We start from the raw sequence: 18025 nt of genomic DNA on the forward strand, positions 1-18025 counted from the left end.
CGTTTTCCAGCCTTTGGGATGGGCCAGAGCGACACGATCGATTGATCCCGATGTCGATTTTTTATTGATTGATCCGTCAATAAAAAATAATCTGGCCCGGAATCGGACCTCCCAAATGCCGAAAATCGGAATGGAACCGCTGCGCCGCAGGGCGCTGATCGACGCGACGATCTCGGCGATCGGCGAGCGCGGTTCGCTGGACGTGACCATGTCGGAGATCGCCGGCCGCGCCGGCGTATCCTCGGCGCTCGCGCATCATTATTTCGGCGCCAAGGACGAGCTGCTGTTCGCGACGATGCGGCACATCCTCGCCGAACTCAACGCCGACACGCGGCGTGCGCTCAGCCTTGCCGCGACGCCGCGCCAGCGCGTTTCAGCCGTCGTAGCGGTCAGTTTCTCGGACGACCAGTTCCAGCCCGAAATCATCGCCGCCTGGCTCGCCTTCTATGTCGAGGCGCAGCAGTCTTCCGCCCTGCGGCGGCTGCTTCGCGTCTATGCGCGGCGGCTCAATTCCAACCTGATGAGCGGGCTGACCGGCATCCTGCCGAGGACCGAAGCGGACCGCGTCGCGGAAGCGACGGCAGCGCTGATCGACGGGCTCTACATCCGGCGCGCGCTGAAGGAAGGCGTGCCCGATGCGCGGACAGCGATCGTGCTCATCGAAGACTATCTAGAAACCAAGCTCAAACGGACGGGGCCTGCCTTGACAACCCGACGGACCAATTTCCTGATCGTCATGGTCGATCAGCTCAACGGTACGCTGTTCCCCGACGGCCCGGCGGATTTCCTGCACGTGCCGCATCTCAAGGCGCTCGCGGCGCGCTCGGCGCGGTTCGCCAACAACTACACGGCCTCGCCGCTCTGCGCGCCCGGCCGCGCCTCGTTCATGAGCGGCCAGTTGCCGTCGCGCACCGGGGTCTACGACAACGCCGCCGAATTCGCTTCCTCGATCCCGACCTTCGCGCATCATCTGCGCGGCGCCGGCTACTATACCTGCCTGTCCGGCAAGATGCATTTCGTTGGGCCGGACCAGTTGCACGGCTTCGAGGAGCGGCTGACCACCGACATCTATCCCGCCGATTTCGGCTGGACGCCGGACTATCGCAAGCCCGGCGAGCGCATCGACTGGTGGTACCACAATCTGGGCTCGGTGACCGGCGCCGGCGTCGCCGAGACCACCAACCAGATGGAATATGACGACGAGGTCACCTTCCTGGCGACGCAGAAACTCTACCAGCTCTCGCGCGAGCAGGACGATGCGGGCCGTCGGCCATGGTGCCTTACGGTGTCACTATCGCATCCGCATGATCCCTATGTGGCGCGCAAGCAGTACTGGGATCTCTACCAGAACTGCCAGGCGCTCGACCCTGAAACCTCGTTCATCCCGCATGACGAACAGGACACGCATTCGCAGCGGCTCTACCGCGCCAGCGACTACCAATCCTTCGAGATCACGCCCGAGCAGGTGCGCCGTTCACGGCGCGGCTACTTCGCGAACATTTCCTATGTCGACGACAAGCTCGGCGAGCTTGTCGATGCCCTCAAGCGCACCCGCATGCTCGACGACACCACCATCCTGTTCTGCTCGGACCATGGCGACATGCTGGGCGAGCGCGGCCTGTGGTTCAAGATGAGCTTCTTCGAGGGGTCCGCGCGCGTGCCGCTGATGATCGCCGGCAAGGGCGTGCCGGCCGGACTGGTCAAAGCGCCGGTCTCCAACCTCGACGTGACGCCAACGCTCTGCGACCTGGCGGGCATCGACATCGCGGCGATCACGCCGTGGACCGACGGCCAGTCGCTGCTGCCGCTGCTTGGCGGCGAGGCACGCACCGCGCCGGTGTTGATGGAATACGCCGCCGAGGGCTCCCATGCGCCCCTGGTCGCCATCCGCGACGGCAAATACAAGTTCGTCCATTGCGAGCTCGACGCGCCGCAACTCTTCGATCTCGAGGCCGATCCGCTCGAACGCGACAACCTCGCCGACGATCCGGCAAACGCCGCCCTGGTGGCCGCTTTCATGGACCAGGTCCGGGCGCGCTGGGACATGCCCGCCTTCGACGCCGCGGTGCGTGAAAGCCAGGCGCGACGCTGGGTGGTCTACCCGGCGCTGCGCAACGGCGCCTACTACCCGTGGGACTTCCAGCCACTGCAGAAGGCATCGGAACGCTACATGCGCAATCACATGAACCTCGACAATCTCGAGGAGAGCAAACGGTATCCGCGAGGCGAATGATGGCTGACGTTCTCATTCCCACCCTCGACCACCTGAAGCAGGCCTATGCCGTGACGTCCACGGCCACGCAGGTGACGCCGCTGCTGGAGTCGGCCGCGCTCGCCAGCGAAACGGGCGCCGCGCGCGTCTTCGTCAAGCCGGAATCGCTGCAATGGGCAGGCTCCTTCAAGGTGCGCGGCGCCTATTGGCGGCTGAAGCGACTCTCGCCGGAGAAAGCGAGCGCGGGCGTCGTCGCCTATTCCTCAGGCAATTTCGCGCAAGGGCTCGCGGCCGCCGGACAGGCGCTCGGCATTCCCGTCACCATCGTCATGCCGATCGACGCGCCGGCCGCCAAACGCGATGCGACCGCAGGCTATGGCGCGCGCGTGGTGCTGACCGATCATGGCGATCGCGCCCGCGAGGAAGTCGCGGCCGCCAAGGCGCGCGAGATCGCCGAGACCGAGCACCTCGCCTTGCTCCACCCCTTCGACGATCCGGAGATCGTCGCCGGCCAGGCCGGCGCGGGACTCGAGGCGCTTGAGCAGTTGGCTGCAAAGAAGGCGCATGCCGATCTGGTGTTCTGCTCGGTCGGCGGCGGCGGGCTGATCGGCGGCGTCTCGCTCGCCTTCCACTATCTGTCCCCGAAGACCGAGATCATCGCCGTCGAGCCCGAGGGCTTCAACGGCATGGGCTCCTCGCTCGCGCATGGCGCAATCGAGACCATGCCGATCGGGCCGAAGTCGATCTGCGACGGACTGATGGCGCGCAAGCCCGGCGAGGCGCCCTTCGCGGCAGTGAGCGCGGCCGGCGTTCGCGGCGTCACCGTCGACGACGCCTCGGTGCGGCGCGCAATGAAAATCGCCTTCGAGCGGATGAAGCTGGTGCTGGAGCCGTCGGGCGCGGCATCGCTCGCGGCGCTGCTGGGCGGCAAGGTGAATGTGGCGGGCAAAACCGTCCTCGTAGTGGCTACCGGCGGCAATGTCTCGCTCGCCGATTTTATGGCGCATATGAACAATGCTTGAAGCGGATTTCGTCATCATCGGCTCCGGCTCCGCCGGCTCGGCCATGGCCTACCGGCTGTCCGAGGACGGCAGGCACTCGGTGATCGTGATCGAGTTCGGCGGCACCGATATCGGGCCGCTGATCCAGATGCCGTCGGCGCTGTCGATCCCGCTCAACATGAACCTTTACGACTGGGGGTTCGCCAGCGAGCCGGAGCCGCATCTCGGCGGCCGGGTGCTTGCCACGCCGCGCGGCAAGGTCATCGGCGGCTCGTCCTCGATCAACGGCATGGTCTATGTGCGCGGCCATGCGCGCGATTTCGACCATTGGGCTGAACAAGGTGCCGCCGGCTGGGGTTTTGCAGACGTGCTTCCCTATTTCAAGCGGATGGAAGAAGCCGACGGCGGCGAGGACGGCTGGCGAGGCAAAAGCGGCCCGCTGCATGTGCAGCGCGGCACGCGCAAGAACCCACTCTATGGCGCGTTCGTCGAGGCGGGCCGCCAGGCCGGTTTCGAGCTCACCGACGACTACAACGGCTCGAAGCAGGAAGGCTTCGGGGCAATGGAGCAGACCATTCTGGGCGGACGGCGCTGGTCGGCCGCGAATGCCTATCTAAAGCCGGCTCTCAGGCGCAAAAATGTGAGGCTGGTCAAAGGTTTCGCCCGACGCGTGGTGATCGAGAATCAACGCGCCGTCGGTGTCGAGATCGAGGCTAACAAACAGATTCAAGTCGTTAAGGCGCGACGTGAGGTGGTCGTTGCGGCATCGTCGATCAATTCACCGAAGATCCTGATGCTGTCGGGCATCGGGCCTGGCGCGCATCTCCGGGAAAACGGAATTGCGGTGATCGCCGACCGGCCGGGTGTCGGCGGCAATCTGCAGGACCATCTGGAGCTCTACATCCAGCAGGAATCGACCAGGCCGATCACGCTGAATTCAGTGCTCAATCCCTTCTCCAAGGCCATGATCGGCGCGCAGTGGCTGTTCTTCAAGACCGGCCTCGGCGCCACCAACCATTTCGAGGCGGCGGCCTTCGTGCGCTCGCAGGCGGGCGTCGACTATCCCGACATCCAGTATCATTTCATCCCGGCGGCGGTGCGCTACGACGGCAAGGCGGCGGCGAAGTCGCATGGCTTCCAGGCGCATGTCGGCCCGATGCGCTCGAAGTCGCGCGGCTCCGTGACGCTGCGCTCGCCCGACGCACGGGCTAAGCCGGTGATCCGCTTCAACTACATGTCGCATCCGGACGACTGGAGCGAGTTCCGCCACTGCATCCGGCTGACGCGCGAAATTTTTGGCCAGAAGGCCTTCGATGGTTTCCGCGGCAAGGAGATTTCGCCGGGCAGCCATCTGCAGTCCGACGACGAGCTCGACGCCTTCATCCGCGAGCACGCCGAGAGCGCCTATCATCCCTGCGGCACCTGCAGGATGGGTCGCGCCGACGATCTGACAAGCGTCGTCGATCCGGAATGCCGGGTGATCGGCGTCGAGGCCCTGCGGGTCGCCGACTCCTCGATCTTCCCGCGGGTGACCAACGGCAATCTCAACGCACCCTCGATCATGACCGGCGAGAAGGCATCCGACCACATCCTCGGCCGCACGCGGCTGGCGCCATCCAACCAGGAACCATGGATCAATCCGCGCTGGCAGGTGGCGGACAGATAGCGCATGATCCGGCGGGCGCCCTCCCCCGCCCCAGCGATTACGAACGGAGAAGACCCATGCGCGCCCAGCCCACGGCATCGCATTATGTCAACGGCCGCTACATCGAGGACGAAGGCGGCGCGCCGCTGCCGGTGATCTATCCGGCGACCGGCGAGACCATCGCCACGCTGCATTCGGCGACGCCGAACGTACTGGAGCTGGCGATCGAGGCGGCACGCGCGGCGCAGCCGGCCTGGGCGCGGCTGAAACCGGTCGAGCGCGGCCGCATCCTGCGCCGCGCCGCCGACATCCTGCGCGCGCGCAACGCCGATCTCGCCCGCATCGAGACGCTCGATACCGGCAAGGCGATCCAGGAGACGCTGGTGGCCGATGCGCCTTCGGCCGCCGATTGTCTTGAATATTTCGCCGGCGCGGTCGCCGCCTTCAACGGCGATATGATCGATCTCGGCGGACCGTTTGCGTACACCAGGCGCGAGCCGCTTGGTGTCTGTGTCGGCATTGGCGCCTGGAACTATCCGATCCAGATCGCCGGCTGGAAGTCGGCGCCGGCTTTAGCCATGGGCAACGCCATGGTGTTCAAACCCTCGGAGAACACGCCGCTTTCGGCGCTGGCGCTGGCCGAGATCTACTCGGAAGCGGGCCTGCCCGACGGGCTGTTCAACGTCGTGCAGGGCTATGGCGATGTCGGCGCCGGCCTCGTCGGCCATGATGTCGTGGCAAAAGTCTCGGTGACCGGTTCTGTGCCGACGGGCCGCAAGGTGCTGTCGCTCGCCGGCTCGAAGATGAAGCACGCCACGATGGAGCTCGGCGGCAAGTCGCCGCTGATCGTCTTCGACGATGCCGATCTCGAGAACGCCATCGGCGGCGCCATGCTCGGCAATTTCTATTCGACCGGCCAGATCTGCTCCAACGGCACGCGCGTCTTCGTGCAGAAGGGCCTGCATGACCGCTTCGTCGAGCGACTGGTCGAGCGCACCAAGAAGATCCGCATCGGCGATCCGCTCGATCCAGAAACGCAGATGGGGCCCCTGGTCAACAGGGCGCAACAGGACAAGGTTGTCTCCTACGTCGCGGCCGGCAAACAGGACGGCGCGAGTCTCGCCTGCGGCGGCAACGTGCCCTCGCTGCAAGGCTTCGAGGGCGGCTTCTTCGTCGAGCCTACGGTGTTCACCAATGTCACCGACGGCATGCGCATCGCGCGCGAGGAGATCTTCGGGCCGGTGATGAGCGTGTTAAAGTTCGACAGCGAGGACGAGGTGATCGAGCGCGCCAACGACACCGAATTCGGCCTCGCCGCCGGCGTGTTCACGCGCGACCTGCCGCGGGCGCACCGGGTGATCGCCGAATTGCAGGCCGGCACCTGCTGGATCAACGCCTACAATCTGACGCCGGTGGAAATGCCCTTCGGCGGCGTCAAGCAGTCCGGCATCGGGCGCGAGAACTCGCTGGCGGCGTTGGCGCACTATTCGCAGCTGAAGGCGGTCTATGTCGAGACGGGGGACGTGGCGGCGCCTTATTGAGGGCTGAAAGCCAGGAGACGCCGGCGGGACAGAGGGGGCGCGAAGGAACGAGACGTATGGTCTCTTTCTATCACCCTTCCCCCGCCGTCCCATCGAGATACTGCGTCAGCGCGCAGACGAGGTGATAAAAGATGCTGGCCGGCACATCCGCCGCCAGTGAGCGGCCGCGCTCGTTGATGCGGTCGATCCAGAGGCCGAGTGGCGCCGGGTCGATGTGCCAGCGGAACAGCCTGCCGACGCGTGCCTCGATCTCGGGCTTGAGATCGGGGCCACCCGAGCCGTCGAGCGCGATCGCCGCCTTGACCGCCTCTGCTTGCGGCCAGCCGCGCGACACGCGGTCGAGCGGCAGTCCCTGGCGCGAGACGGCGCCGTAGGCAAGGCCGGTGGCGCGATTCAGGCCGTTGGCAACGGCGGAGGCATAGAGCTTGCGGGCGAAGCCGGTGAGCTCGGCCTGGCCGCTGCGGGCGGCAAAATCGACAAGCAGCGAGGCCCATTCGAAATGGTGGCCGGGCTCGGTCCAGGCGCCCTTCTCGCCCGCCACGGGCCTCCAGCCGTCGTCGAAATACTCGCCCAGCGTCCAGCTTTCGGCGTCGAAGAAATGACTGCGAAAGAGGTCGATGACGCGCGCGGCGCGGCGCAGATAGGCGCGCTCGCCGGTGGCCTTGTGCCAGGCAAGGAACGCCTCGAGCAGATGCATGTGGGGGTTGGAGCGACGCTCGCCCGCGCCGTCGGAGGTTTCGAGGAAGCCGGTCATGCGGCTGTCCTCGAGATGAGTATCGAGAAAGGCGAAGGTCTCTTCGCCGAGCCGCAAGGCATCGGGATGACCCGACATATGAGCGTGCGCCAGCGCGAGCAGCACGCAGGAATGGTCGTAGGCGTCCTCTACCGGATCGGCGACCGAGCCGTCGATGTTGAGCGTGCGCACCCAGCCGCCTTTGCCGGTGCGACCTCGGCCAGTCATGAAGTCGATACCATGCGCGATCAGCCGATCCGCCGGACCATCCCAGCCGCGCTCCTTGGCGACCGCGAAGGCATAGACCTGGCGCGCCTGCGTGCGCATGCGCTTGGGCTTCATCAGCGGCGTGGCGTCGAAGCCCAGCGCCTCATGGAAGCCGCCATGGCGTTCGTCGACGCCGATCGTCGACCACAGCGGAAGCGTCTCCTCGAACAGCCAGTGGCGCACGCGCCGTCGCCAGGCGCCGCTCTCGATCACGCGGTCATGCGCCGGCGTGAACCTCGTCTCCAGCCGGCCGGATTTCTCGAGCTGCTCGACGATCTTCTTGACGTGCTGGCTGTGGCTGACCGGCGCGACGAAAGTGGCGTCGGCCGTCGAGACAATGGCGACGTCCTTCATGCCAATCGCCGAAAGCAGGCGGCCGTCGCCGCGGATATAGGAGTTCTCGCAGTCGATGGCGACGACATCGCCGAGGATGACATTGCCTTGCCTGTCGGACGGCCCGACATCGAGCAGCGACTGCCAGGAGCCGAGGTCGTTCCAGCGGAAGCCGGCCGGCACCATGGCGATGTCCCTGGCCCGCTCCATGATGGCGTAGTCGATCGAGGTCGACGGGATCGCCGAATAGAGCTCCAGCGGCATGTAGAGGCCGGAAAGATCGCTGGTCGCCGCGTGATAGGCCGCTTCCGTCGCCAGCCAGATATCGGGCGCAAAAGCCGCGAAGGCGTCGCGCATGGCGCCGGCGCGAAACAGGAAGATGCCGGTGTTCCAGTAGAAACTGCCGGCGTCGAGATAGGTTTGCGCCGTGGCGAGGTCGGGCTTCTCGACGAAGCGCGAGACGTCGGACACGCCGTCCCGGTCGGCGGCGACCTCGATATAGCCGTAGCCCGTCTCGGGTTGCGTCGGCTTGATGCCGAACACCACCAGGCGGCCGGCGCCCGCCGCCTCGGCACCGGCCTCGATGCTCTGCCAGAACTGGCGCGCGGTGGAGATCTCGTGGTCGGAAGGCACCACCAGCACCAGTTCGTCGCCGAACTCGGAAAGCGTGCGCAGGCTGGCCAGCGCCACGGCAGCCGCGGTGTTGCGGCCGGTCGGTTCGAAGAGTGGACCGCCGCCGGCGAGGTCGAGGCCGGCAAGGTCGGCATGGACGCGCTCGGCGTGGCGCTCCGAAGCGATCAGAAAGATCGGCGTCTCGCCCTCGGGTCGCGCCGCCAGCCGGCGCAAGGTCTTGGCCAGCATCGAGCCATCGCCGGAGAGGTCATGGAACTGCTTGGGATTGTCCTCGCGCGACAGTGGCCATAGCCGCGAGCCGACGCCGCCGCTCATGACGAAACTGACGATGCGCTGGCTCATTCGGGTCTCACATTCGGAATCTGGGTCGACCGGGTAGCACGGATGGCCTTAAGCGGTGTTTACCCGTATGGAAATCCGCTCCGTCGCCAGGTCGATAAAGGCTTTGACCAAGGGCGAAAGATGGCGGCTGCTCGGATAAAGGACATAGAGCCCGCCAGCCGGCGTGGTGTAGTCGTCAAGAACACGGGATAGCCTCCCCCCGCCTATCAGCGCCTCGGCCATTCCGTGCGGCATCTGGGCAATGCCGTAACCCGCTAGGGCGGCGGCGACGACGGCCTGCATCTCGTTCGCGGCGAAGCGCCCGGCCACCGTGACCGTTTCCCGGCCATCCGGCCCGTCCAGCACCCAGTGCGCGCCGACGGCCGACGGGCCGGCAATGAGGCAGTCATGGCGGGCGAGGTCCGTCGGGGAGTCCGGTGTTCCGCGACGCGCCAGATATTCGGGGCTGGCGCAAAGCAGTCTGTGCGTGGCGCCGAGCTTGCGGGCGATCAAAGTCGAGTCCTCCAGGACTCCGGTGCGGAAGGCGAGATCGATGCCGTCCTCGACCAGATTGAGCCTCTCGTCGGTGAGGCGAAGCTCGACATTTGCCTTCGGATATATCGCCAGGAATTCCATCACCGTGGATGTGAGAAAGTGCCCCGCAAAGCCGACGGGCGCGGAAATGCGGATGGTGCCTGTAGGCTCCGCCCTGGCTTCGGCAAGACGCAGGTTTGCTTCCTCGATCGTGCGCAGCGCCTGGCTGCTCTGCTCGTAGTAGAGGCGGCCTGCGTCCGTCATACTGAGGCTGCGGGTCGTGCGCTGCAGCAGCCTGACGCCGACCTCGCGCTCGAGCGCGGCGACACGGCGGCTGACAGTCGTCTTGGGCATGGCCAGCAATCGCGCAGCCGCAGTGAAGCTGCCCGCTTCCACGACACGAGCGAACACAACGACGTCGTTCAAATCGAGCATTGTATCTTCCGATGGGACAAAGTTTCTCAATTATAGGCAGTTATGCATCAAATTGACAGCGCCTAACTTTGCTCCATGGAAACCGAAGGAGCAGATAGATGACCAGCAAACGAAGCTTTCTCGTAACCGGCGCCACGGGCCAGCAGGGCGGCGCCGTCGCGCGCACCCTTCTTTCGAGGGGCCACAGCGTGAAGGCGCTGACACGCAGGCCGGACAGCGATCCCGCCCGGCAGCTGGCATCGGGAGGCGCTACGGTCGTTGCCGGCGATCTCGCCGACGCGGCTTCGGTCGTCGACGCAGCAAGGGGCGTCGATACCATGTTCTTGATGGGTAACAGCTACGAGGCCGGGCTCGAGGAAGAGACGCGCCAAGGCATTGTCGCCGCTGACGCGGCAAAGGCTGCCGGCATCGGGCATCTGATCTATTCGTCCGTCGCCGACGCCGACAAGAAGACCGGCATCCCGCATTTCGAAAGCAAATTTCTGGTCGAACGGCATATCGCGGGGCTCGGCATTCCCTACACGATCAGCGCCCCGGTCGCCTTCATGGAAAATGCCGTCGCGCCGTGGTCGGCCGGCGCGTTGAGCCAGGGCATACAAGCCTTCGCGCTGCCTGCCAAACGGCCTCTGCAATTGGTTGCTGTCGCGGATATCGGCGCCTTCGTCGCAGCGCTTGCCGAACGGCGTGAGAGCGTGTTCGGCAAGCGCTTCGACTTCGCCGGCGATGAGCTGTCCGGAGAGGACCAGGCGAAAATCCTGTCAAAGGCCATCGGCCGCCCCATCAGCTATCAGGAAATCCCGATCGCCGTCGCCCGCCAGCAGAGTGCGGATGCGGCGGCGATGTTCGAATGGTTCGACCGTGTCGGCTACGACGTCGACATCGCCACCTTGCGCAAGGATTTCCCGGAGGTGCGGTGGCACAGTTTCGCCGACTGGGCGAAAGCATTCGACTGGAGCGTCCTCGAACAGGCTCCATCGGCCGGCTGACCGTCCGGTCGCTCCCTAGAAAGTCTGGTTGTAGGCGCCGACTTCCGGATTGCGGCGCAGCACGGCGTCGACGGCCTCGAACATCTTCCGGCGCCGGTCGGACGATACCGGGCTCTCCACCACCACGACAAGCTCCGGCTTGTTCGAGGAGGCGCGCACCAGGCCCCAGGTGGCGTCCTCGGCGACGACGCGCACGCCGTTGACGGTGATCAGCGCCGCGATCTTCTGGCCGGCGAAATCAGCAGCCTCGCGCCGCATCGCCTGGAAATCGGCGACGACGCGCTCGACCACGCCGTATTTCACCTCGTCGGCGCAGTGCGCCGACATGGTCGGCGTGCCGTAGGTCAGCGGCAGCGCGCGGTAGAGATCGGCCATCGATCGTCGCGGATTGCGGTCGAGCATCTGGCAGACGGCTATCGCGGTGATCAGCCCGTCGTCATAGCCGCGGCCGATCGGCGGATTGAAGAAGAAATGACCGGACTTCTCGAAGCCCGCGGCGGCGCCGAGCTCGGCAACGCGGCGCTTGATGTAGGAGTGGCCGGTCTTCCAATAGTCGGTGGCGGCGCCGTTGGCCTTGAGCACATGATCGCTGGCGAACAGCCCGGTCGACTTGACGTCGACGACGAAGGTCGAGCTCGGGTGCAAACTGGAAATGTCACGCGCCAGCATGACGCCGACCTTGTCGGCGAAGATCTCGTTGCCCTCATTGTCGACGACGCCGCAGCGATCGCCGTCGCCGTCGAAACCCAATCCGACATCCGCGCCGGTCTCCAGCACCTTTTCACCGATGGCATGCAGCATCTGCATGTCCTCGGGATTCGGGTTGTAGCGCGGAAAGCCATGGTCGAGCTCGACATCGAGCGGGATCACGTCACAGCCGATGCGCGCAAGCGCTTCCGGCGCGAAGGCGCCGGCCGTGCCGTTGCCGCAGGCGCACACCACCTTGAGCTTGCGGGCGATGCGCTTGTCCCTGGTCAGATCGTCGAGATAGGTTTCGCGAAAGCCGGAGACGAACTCGTAGGCACCGCCGCCAACGACGTCGAAGTCGGTTTCGAGCACAATCTTCTTCAATGCGCTCATTTCTTCCGGGCCGAAGGTGAGCGGCCGCGCCGCGCCCATCTTGACGCCGGTCCAGCCATTCTCGTTGTGCGAGGCGGTGACCATGGCAACGGATGGCGTGTCCAGCGCGAACTGGGCGAAGTAGGCCATGGGCGATAGGGCCAGGCCGATATCCCTCACGCGTGCGCCCGCCGTCATCAGACCGGAGACAAGCGCCAGCTTGATCGACAGCGAATAGGAGCGGAAATCATGGCCGGTGACGATGTCCGGCCCGGCACCCAGGCGGCGGATCAGCGTGCCCAGACCCAAGCCGAGCGCCTGGACGCCGATCAAATTGAGCTCCGGCGCCTCCGTCGAGCCGGGATGGCCGAACCACCAGCGCGCGTCATATTCGCGAAAACCCGATGCCTTGATCAGCGCCGAGGTCTCGAATTCGAAGCTGTTGGGCCGGGCTTCGCCAACAATCGTCAGAGGCAATGGTGGAAACTCCAGGGGCGGCCGGAATGCCGATTTATGAACCTGCGGCTTACCACAAAGCCTTTAAGCCGGTCTTTACCCGACGGCTAAATCACATGCCTTTCAGGCAACCTTGGAGAAAGCCGACGAAATGCGACACAAGTGCAGCCATTGGCGCTTGCAGGATCGGAAAGTGGCAGCTATAAGCCCGCCGTCTGGTCACGGAGTGTAGCGCAGTCTGGTAGCGCACATCGTTCGGGACGATGGGGTCGCAGGTTCAAATCCTGCCACTCCGACCAGTCCGAGATTTCCCGAAAATTTTTAAGTTTCGCCGATAATTCAAAGGCTTGGTCAACGTCCGCAAAGGGAACAGCTGCGGAATGTGGGGCTTGTCTCACGCCCCATGCGGGCCTTGCTGTTCCCGGGGCGAAGCCCGCTCGGCCGCCCGGCGCAACCGGGCGGACGCACAAAACGCTTTCGCGAGTTTTCAAACCGGACACGACCGCCATGCTGCCATGGCGACCGCGCTACGGCGCCAGGAAGGACGGGCTTGTCGTCGCGCGCACCGGCTCCGAACGAGCGTGGCCGTCGCGCCGGATGCCGCCATGATCGATCAGGCGGGCGATCACGGCGCGCCGTGCGTGATACGGCGTCAGCGTGTGGTCGGCATTCGGCAGCGAGACCCTGGTCACGCCGCGAATGCTGTCGAGCCGTTCTTCCTCCGCGCCAAAATGGCGGGCGATCTCCTTCAGGCTCAGATCCCCTTCCGAGGTCACCATGAGGACCCGCACGCCCCGGCCGCAAAGGTCGCGCATCCAGCGTTCCACCTGCCGCCGTCCCACCAGAGCGGCCGGATGCAGCATCGACACCGTGGACTTGATCGCCTCCAGCCCGCGCCGGACAATCAGCCGGGCGTGGCGCGAAGCGATCCCCCGCCATGTCTGGGCTGCCGGCTGGCGGCCCTCCTCTATGACGGCCGCGTTCTGCCCGAGCACGGCCTTGGACGTCTCGTAAGTCTTCCAGACCGCCATCTCCAGCGCGTAGGAACTGTTCCAGGCAAAGCAGAGCGGGTTGATCATAGTCAGCGTCCGCACCCGCCGATCGGCCCGTGCGGTGTGAAAAGCCTGGAACGCGCCGGCGCAGGTGCCGACCAGGCCGACAGCAGGATAGCCGGCTCGTTCCATCCAATCGATCGCGCGGCTGACATCATGGCGGGTACGCCCGTCATAGAGGAACAGGCGCCCTTCCTCGGTCTGATCGCTGAGGCCAAGTCCGGGCAGGTCGACGCGCAGCGAAGCGACCCCTTCCGCCGCCAGGTCCCGCGCCGCATCCACCGTGCCGCGCGCCCAGCCGACATGCGGCACGCCACCAGCATTGAGGAAGATCACCGGCTCGGCCGCGGCCTGACGTCCGTGCGGCCGGCAAAGCACGCCGCAGATCATCGGTTCCGGTCCGATCAGGACCGGCTTTTCCGTGTAGTGCGGACCATCCAGGATGTCCGAGGCAAAACGCGGCATGGCCTTTCCCGCGACCGCTTCGCCCGCATGATCGGTCATCCAGACCGCGCAGCGATCGAGAGCAGCGGCCGGAATCCGGTTGGCGGTCGGGTCGCACATCAACAGCGGATAGCCATCGAACTCGGCCGTGGTGATGCCGGCCGCGCATGCCCCATCGCCACGAATTTCGTCGGCGGCAAGCGGCTTGCCGTTCGTAAGCACCAGCATCGGCACGGGTGGAAGGCTTGCCACGGCATGCCGCCAATCGAGCGCCGAAAGATCGGCCAGCGTCTCATGCGAAATCCGGAAACCGGCGGCCTCGCGCCCCTCGGTGAAAAGCCCTTCGCCCGCCGAACGGCTGGCCAGCGGCGCGTCGATCATGCGCGACATGGCCGTGATCTCGCGGACATAGGCCTTGCCGGAGGACGGCGGCGCGAGCAACGCAAGACCGGCAACGTCGTCGCGTCCGGCCGCCGCCAGCGGCGCCAGCAGGCCGCCGAGCCGAAAGCCGACCAAAATGACATCCGCCACGCCGCAATCCTGCTTCAGCCGATCGATCGCTGCGCCGATACTCGCCGTCCACGCACGCACCTGGCCGGGCGTTGAATGATCCCCGGCGGCATTGCCGCAGCCGGGATAGTCAAACTGCAATACCGGCAGGTGGTTTTCGGCCAACTTGTCCGCCAGCAGCCTCAGGAAACGCCGGCTGCACAGGTCCTCGTGGCCATGCGCCCCGACGATGACGACGCCCCGGCCGCGCCGCCCGGCGCCCTTGCCGTCATGAAGCCAGCCGATGGTGCCGGCGAAGACTATCCCCCTCATGCCATGCTCCTCGCCGGCTGCAATGCCCGCATGATCTCCGCCCCGATTTCTGAACTGTAGGCCGCGTCGCGATCGCCATTCAGCGCCGTCACGACACCGGCCGGCGTGGCCGAGGCCGGCCCGTCCAGGCAAATTTCCTTCACCGCGCCCGGCATCAGGTGGAAGCCGTTCTCGCGCGGGAAGAACAGCCCATCCTTGACGGCCACATGATAGGCGGCGCGTCTGCAGGCGAGCTGCAAGCGCCAGCCGTCTTCTCCGCGCACCAACCGCGCCGACAGGCCGATATCGCGTCGCGCGGCCATGGCGCCGGGAAGCACATGAAAGGCTTCAGCCAGGATATCGCCGTCGTGGCCTTCCAGCCGCGCCACGGTTACCTCGTGGCCCGCCGGGCCGAAGCGATAGGCATAGGACACGTCGAAGAAGGCGCCGAGCAGCGAGAACGCCGACAGGGACTGCGCCCCGCGCGCCTGCAGCGTGACCGGCCGGCGCGCCGCCACCACCGGGGTGGCGCCATCGCGCAGGCAGACAAGCGACAGCGTCGCCTCGACGGCCTTTGGCCCGTCGTTGACAAGATGGACGCCCAGCCCGTTGACGCCCTCGTCGCTCAGCGCCAGCCTGAGCGGCGCGAAGGCTCGTCTCAGCGCATGCCAGACCGATTTCGTCCGTCCGGTGGAATCGACGATGCCCCACCCTGCCCCCGGGCGCAGATCCTTCCAGAAGAACAGCAGCGCACCCGCCGTCGACGAGGCCGGTCTGCGCCATTCGTCGATCGTGCGCTCGACGACCTCGGCGGTGACGGCGCGCGAGAGGTCAAGGTAGCGCGCCGGATCCTCCATGCGCAGGCGACGCGCATCGACGCCGAACAGCATTTCGAGATAATGCTCGCGCACGTCTTCGAAATCCCACGACGCGCCCGCGTCGCGCGGCACGCCGGCTTTCCAGCGCGGATCGTGGCCTGGCGGAACAGGCAGATGCTCGTCCAGCGTCGCCTGTTCCGGCACGTTGGCGAAGGCGAGGCACTCGCTGGCGAAACGCACCCCCGCGCGGCGCGCGTCCTCCAGCGGCCGGCAATAGGCGCCGACGCCATAATAGTGTGTCGGACCGCCATCCGCGGCGAAGGGCAGGCTGCCGCCGGAGGGCGACGAGGACACCAGCGCGAGATCAGGCAGGATCGCCTGCGCGGCCGGACGCACGACCGCATCGAACCAGGGCGTCGGATCCATCGCTGCCGGCATACCGAGCATCGCGGCCTGCTGCGCCACCTCGCTGCCGCCGCACAGCACCGCCAGCGACGGCGAATGCCGAAGCCGCTTCAGCAGGTTTTCCACCTCGCGCGACAGCGCCGCCCGCCAGGCCTCGTCTTTCGCCGGATAGTCGAAATTGGCGAGCATCAGGTCCTGCCAGACGAAAATGCCCATCTCGTCGCACAACTCGTGGAAGGCATCGCCCTCGTAGGCGAAGGTGCCGCCGACCCGCAGCATGTTGACGCCGGCCCGGCGCGCGAGGTCGAGATCGGGCTCGATTTCAGCCCGCCCGCATGGCAGCCGCACAGGATCGGAGGGCGTCCAGACCGCGCCGCGGCAGAACACCGGCACGCCGTTGACGACCAGGCGGAAATCGCGTCCGTCGGCGCCGCGATCGATCTCGATGCGGCGGAACCCGACCCGGCCCAGCCGGCTGCGCACCGTGCCGAGTGTCGCGGTCACTTCGTGCAGCGCCGGCTCGCCATGACTGTTCGGCCACCATGGGGCGACATCGGCAATGGCCAATTCCGCCGTCAGCCGGGTAGGTGTCTCGACCTTGAGGCGCGCGCGCACTCCAGCGCAGCTGACATGCGCCGTTTCGGCACCGTCGAAGGGTTCAGCAAGGGTGATCGCAACGGCAAGATGCCCGGTGGCGCCGTCGAGCCCGGCGCGCATGTCGGCATCGAGGATGCGCTGCCCGCCATTCTCGCGGATCAACTTGACGGGACGCCACGGCCCGACGACATCGAAATTCGGACACCAGCCCGGCATATGGCCGATCAAGGTCGTGCGCACCAGCCGCAGGCGCTGATCGTCGATCATGCGCGGACGCCAGCGGGCGCGCGGACCGGTCGCCGTTTCCAGATGGCGGTCGAGACTGCGAAAGACGATGGCAAGCCGCTCGCCACCTGCAAGGGTCACTGCGGCCTCATGGCACTCGAACATCGAGGTCGAGGCGAGCAGCAGCCGGTCGTCAAGCCAGACCTCGGCGATGGTCGCCAGACCCTCGAACACCAGCCGCACCGGACCGATCGCCGCGAGCCTGAGGCAGTACCAGACATCGCGGTCGTGCAGCGGGGCGGGCTGCTTGCGGTCCCAGCGGCCATGCTTTTCCAGCGTGGCGGCCGCCGTGCCGGGACAGGCCGCGTCCAGCCATTCGGCGCTTGCGTCGATATCATGCGGGCAAGCCCAGGCGCCGGCCGCCGAGACGGCCATCCGCCAGCCCTGGTCCAGCAATCCGGCTGTGCCGACGATCGACACAGCGGCGTCCATTCGCACACCCATGCCCAAATGCGCCTCGGCCCGTCCCTAGGCCGCCTTGGAGGCGACGCCCGCCATGCGTGCCTCCAGCACGTCCATCACCGTTTCGTAGGCCTGCGCCATCGGCGTGATTGCCTCGGCCAAGCCGCCGAAACGCTGCCGCGCCATCGCGCGGGCGAGCTTGAACTGCATGACCTTGGCGCCGTCGGCTATATCGCCGGCGGCTTGCGCCGCCTCCGCGAGGCAAGTTTCGCCATGCTGCCCCAGCCATTCGAGATGGCTGCCGAGGAGTTCGAAATTCGCGCCGACCTGTCGCAGCGTGTTGAAGGCATAGGTATGGAAATAGTCAGGCGAGCACGTTGCCAGCGTTTCGGCGTGTCGGCCGAACGCGGCCGCATAGGCGCCGAGCGGATTGCGCTTCGGCCGCCGCTCGAGGTGATGCGCGAGCAGCACCGCCGCGGTTCCGACCGCATCGCGGGCCGGGCGCGTGGCGTCGAGCTTCACGAATTCCGCGTAAGGAAAGAGCGGCAGGCCGCCCGCCGGCACATCGTCCCATTGGCCGAAGATGCCGTCATAGTCCTCGCCCTCGAGCGCGAAATAGCCGTCATTGTGGAAGTAGCGCATCTGCCGTCCCTCGGGATCGAGCGCGTTGATGCCGACCGTGGTCTTGGAATGCCCGCTGCGATAGGTGATGCCTTTGGTGTCGGGCAGGTGGAAGGCGTCGACCTCGACCAGCGGCAGCCGGCCGAGTTCGACCTGCGCCAGCACATGCGTCTCCAGCCGGTCGAAGATCGCCAGTTCCTGGATATCCAGCCCGGCCAGCCGCTGCAGGTCGGCGGTCGGGAACTTGAAGAACGTGAACTGATCGCCCTCGAAATCCTGCGCCACGGTGAAGCCGAGCGCCGCGACCGGGTCGTGGCCGGTCGCGTGCAGGACCTCGATCAGGAGGTCGACATAGCAGTTGGTCTGCGGCCAGCGCCTTTGCGGATCGTGCAGCCAATGCGGCCGGTAGCAGGCCGGATCAAGGCCGGCGATAGCTGCGCGCAT

At 66.2% G+C, this 18025-nt stretch carries 11 protein-coding genes, 1 tRNA gene and 1 pseudogene; 7 read left to right on the forward strand and 6 right to left on the reverse strand.

Annotation, left to right across the window (positions count from 1 at the left end; genetic code table 11):
* Positions 1-130 precede the first annotated feature (130 nt).
* From betI to betB, 5 genes and pseudogenes are all read left to right on the forward strand, one after another.
* Positions 131-634, forward strand: a pseudogene (gene betI, locus EJ067_RS34875) (transcriptional regulator BetI); the annotation flags it as partial.
* Positions 635-703: 69 nt separating this feature from the next.
* Positions 704-2233 (forward strand): choline-sulfatase, encoded by a 1530-nt coding sequence (gene betC / locus EJ067_RS06105; protein WP_210211702.1) that lies wholly within the window; start codon positions 704-706, stop codon positions 2231-2233.
* On the forward strand, positions 2230-3234 hold the full coding sequence (locus EJ067_RS06110) for a threonine/serine dehydratase (protein WP_189510433.1): 1005 nt from the start codon (positions 2230-2232) through the stop codon (positions 3232-3234). Before betC ends, EJ067_RS06110 begins: the two co-directional genes overlap by 4 nt.
* Positions 3227-4879, forward strand: a complete 1653-nt coding sequence (betA, locus tag EJ067_RS06115; RefSeq protein WP_126085144.1) for a choline dehydrogenase — start codon at positions 3227-3229, stop codon at positions 4877-4879. Before EJ067_RS06110 ends, betA begins: the two co-directional genes overlap by 8 nt.
* Positions 4880-4935: 56 nt before the next feature.
* Positions 4936-6399, forward strand: a complete 1464-nt coding sequence (gene betB / locus EJ067_RS06120) for a betaine-aldehyde dehydrogenase (protein WP_126085145.1) — start codon at positions 4936-4938, stop codon at positions 6397-6399.
* 70 nt (positions 6400-6469) lie between these two features.
* Here the strand turns inward: betB and EJ067_RS06125 are convergent, their stop codons facing one another.
* Both EJ067_RS06125 and EJ067_RS06130 read right to left on the reverse strand, forming a co-directional pair.
* Positions 6470-8707, reverse strand: coding sequence for an AGE family epimerase/isomerase (locus tag EJ067_RS06125; RefSeq protein ID WP_126085146.1), 2238 nt, complete (start codon positions 8705-8707; stop codon positions 6470-6472).
* Positions 8708-8755: 48 nt separating this feature from the next.
* A complete protein-coding gene (locus EJ067_RS06130; RefSeq protein WP_126085147.1) occupies positions 8756-9655 on the reverse strand; it encodes a LysR family transcriptional regulator in 900 nt (299 codons plus the stop codon).
* Positions 9656-9753: 98 nt separating this feature from the next.
* Here EJ067_RS06130 and EJ067_RS06135 point away from each other — a divergent pair, with 98 nt between their 5' ends.
* Positions 9754-10641, forward strand: a complete 888-nt coding sequence (locus tag EJ067_RS06135) for an NmrA/HSCARG family protein (RefSeq protein WP_126085148.1) — start codon at positions 9754-9756, stop codon at positions 10639-10641.
* Positions 10642-10656: 15 nt separating this feature from the next.
* Here EJ067_RS06135 and EJ067_RS06140 read toward each other — a convergent pair whose 3' ends face one another.
* Positions 10657-12177, reverse strand: coding sequence for a phosphomannomutase/phosphoglucomutase (locus EJ067_RS06140; protein ID WP_126085149.1), 1521 nt, complete (start codon positions 12175-12177; stop codon positions 10657-10659).
* A gap of 201 nt (positions 12178-12378) precedes the next feature.
* On the opposite strand from EJ067_RS06140, the gene EJ067_RS06145 reads away from it, so the two are divergent.
* Positions 12379-12455 (forward strand) — tRNA-Pro (locus tag EJ067_RS06145).
* A 228-nt stretch (positions 12456-12683) separates the two neighbouring features.
* On the opposite strand, the gene EJ067_RS06150 is transcribed toward EJ067_RS06145, so the two are convergent.
* The 3 genes from EJ067_RS06150 to EJ067_RS06160 are packed head-to-tail and all read right to left on the reverse strand — an operon-like array spanning position 12684 to position 18025.
* Positions 12684-14474, reverse strand: coding sequence for an alpha/beta fold hydrolase (locus tag EJ067_RS06150; protein WP_126085150.1), 1791 nt, complete (start codon positions 14472-14474; stop codon positions 12684-12686).
* Positions 14471-16990 carry a glycoside hydrolase family 2 protein gene (locus EJ067_RS06155; protein WP_245468183.1) on the reverse strand — a complete coding sequence of 840 codons (2520 nt, stop codon included), beginning with the start codon at positions 16988-16990 and terminating at the stop codon, positions 14471-14473. Before EJ067_RS06155 ends, EJ067_RS06150 begins: the two co-directional genes overlap by 4 nt.
* Before the next feature lie 36 nt (positions 16991-17026).
* The gene (locus EJ067_RS06160; RefSeq protein WP_126085151.1) at positions 17027-18025 is read right to left on the reverse strand and encodes a DUF1839 family protein; all 999 of its coding nucleotides are present in this window, start codon (positions 18023-18025) and stop codon (positions 17027-17029) included.

Origin of the sequence: Mesorhizobium sp. M1D.F.Ca.ET.043.01.1.1 (assembly GCF_003952385.1) — a bacterium.
Taxonomy (GTDB): domain Bacteria; phylum Pseudomonadota; class Alphaproteobacteria; order Rhizobiales; family Rhizobiaceae; genus Mesorhizobium.

Coding starts and splice junctions, on each gene's coding strand:
- EJ067_RS06150 (WP_126085150.1), bottom strand. CDS start 14,474: ATGAGGGGGATAGTCTTCGCCGGCACCATCGGCTGGCTTCATGACGGC.
- EJ067_RS06135 (WP_126085148.1), top strand. CDS start 9,754: ATGACCAGCAAACGAAGCTTTCTCGTAACCGGCGCCACGGGCCAGCAG.
- EJ067_RS06110 (WP_189510433.1), top strand. CDS start 2,230: ATGATGGCTGACGTTCTCATTCCCACCCTCGACCACCTGAAGCAGGCC.
- betA (WP_126085144.1), top strand. CDS start 3,227: ATGCTTGAAGCGGATTTCGTCATCATCGGCTCCGGCTCCGCCGGCTCG.
- betB (WP_126085145.1), top strand. CDS start 4,936: ATGCGCGCCCAGCCCACGGCATCGCATTATGTCAACGGCCGCTACATC.
- EJ067_RS06155 (WP_245468183.1), bottom strand. CDS start 16,990: ATGGACGCCGCTGTGTCGATCGTCGGCACAGCCGGATTGCTGGACCAG.
- EJ067_RS06160 (WP_126085151.1), bottom strand. CDS start 18,025: ATGCGCGCAGCTATCGCCGGCCTTGATCCGGCCTGCTACCGGCCGCAT.
- EJ067_RS06130 (WP_126085147.1), bottom strand. CDS start 9,655: ATGCTCGATTTGAACGACGTCGTTGTGTTCGCTCGTGTCGTGGAAGCG.
- EJ067_RS06125 (WP_126085146.1), bottom strand. CDS start 8,707: ATGAGCCAGCGCATCGTCAGTTTCGTCATGAGCGGCGGCGTCGGCTCG.